The organism is Streptomyces sp. NPDC059718, from assembly GCF_042733315.1.
GTDB lineage: Bacteria > Actinomycetota > Actinomycetes > Streptomycetales > Streptomycetaceae > Actinacidiphila.
The window spans coordinates 1-1,308 of the sequence record NZ_JBHWGA010000145.1 but is presented as its reverse complement, the minus strand read 5'-3'; the positions used below and the strand labels follow the sequence as shown (position 1 = coordinate 1,308).

Here is a 1,308-nt window from a genome sequence, read left to right as displayed (position 1 = left end):
GGACAGGGGTCCGGCGCGGTGGCATCCAGCGGTCCGGGTGGGTCGAACCATTGATCCCAGCAGAAGGAGAAAGCGCAGTTGACCAGGGTTTGGTGGCGGCGGATGGCGCGGGCGGAGCGGACCTGGAAGTCGGCCCAGCCGAGTTCGTCCTTGATCTGTTTGTAGCTCTGCTCGATCCAGGGCCGCAGGCCGTAGAGGCGGACGATCTCGGCGAGGTCGGCCGGCGGGTGCGGGCCGGCCGTGGCGTTGGGTGTGTCGGGGTGGGGCAGGTTGGTGGCCAGGTACCAGGTGGCTTTCTCCGGCAGGCCGGCCGGGTCGGTGGTGGCCACGACCAGTCGGCAGGGTGCGTCGGGTCCGTAGCCTCCCAGTCGGGCGTCGGCGGCCCACCAGGTCTCGGTGTGCCCGTCGCGGAAGTGACGCTCCACGGCCTTCCAGTCCCCGGGATGCTTGGCATCCTTCCAGGTCAGGGCGTGTGCGGCTTCGATGGGGGTGTGTGGCTGGCCGGCCCGGGCCCAGGTGCCGCGGTGCGGCTTGAGCGCCACCACGTAGGCCAGGCCCGCCTCACGCAGCGCGAGGTACCAGTCGTCGCTGACGGAGTAGGCGCAGTCGGCGACCACCGCCCGGCAGTCGAAGCCGGCCTTCTTCCCGCGGACCGCGAGAGCAGCAGCCAGCTGCGGTTTCGTACGGAAGGCCGGATCGGAGCGGCCGCTGGTGAAGTGATGGGCGGGGGTATACGGCGTCGCATGCAGCGGGTAGTACACACGGCCGTCGGTCCACACCGTGGTCACCGTGACGATGCCGTTGTCCGTCTTGCCCAGTCGGCCCAGCCACTGCCGGCCCACATGTGCGGTCGCGGTGCCGGCCTTGCGGTCCCCAGAATCGTCGATCACGATGACTCCGCCGTCGTGCGGAGCCGTCGCCGGCTCCTCGCGCAGCAGCTCAAGCCGCCGGTCGTTGACCTGCTCAGCCTCCCAGGGCGACTCGGACAAGAAGAACTGCAGCCGCTGCACCCCCGGCATCCCCGCCCCGGCCACCGGCTCCGCCCCGGCCAGGCAGGTGATCGTCTTGTTCCGCTCCCGCGGCGCCAGCAACCCGGTCAGGTACTCGCGGAACCCTCGCCGCTGGGCCAGGCTGAAGAAGAGGTCGTCGAACCGGGCCGTGTACTCCTCCAACGGCCCCGGCGCGGGCGGACACGGACGGCGAGCGGTCATCTTCAGCCCCCAACACGGCAGTTCACCCCTACCACCGGCCTACGACCAACCCGACCCGCCGTCAACCCACACCACCACCGGATTTAACGAACTACCG

The 1,308-nt window shown here is 70.3% G+C and carries 1 protein-coding gene; it reads right to left on the bottom strand.

Annotation, left to right across the window (positions count from 1 at the left end; genetic code table 11):
- A partial coding sequence (locus tag ACFV3E_RS46755; protein ID WP_500542651.1) for an IS701 family transposase occupies window positions 1–1,211 on the bottom strand: 1,211 nt, incomplete at its 3' end.
- Window positions 1,212–1,308 lie beyond the last annotated feature (97 nt).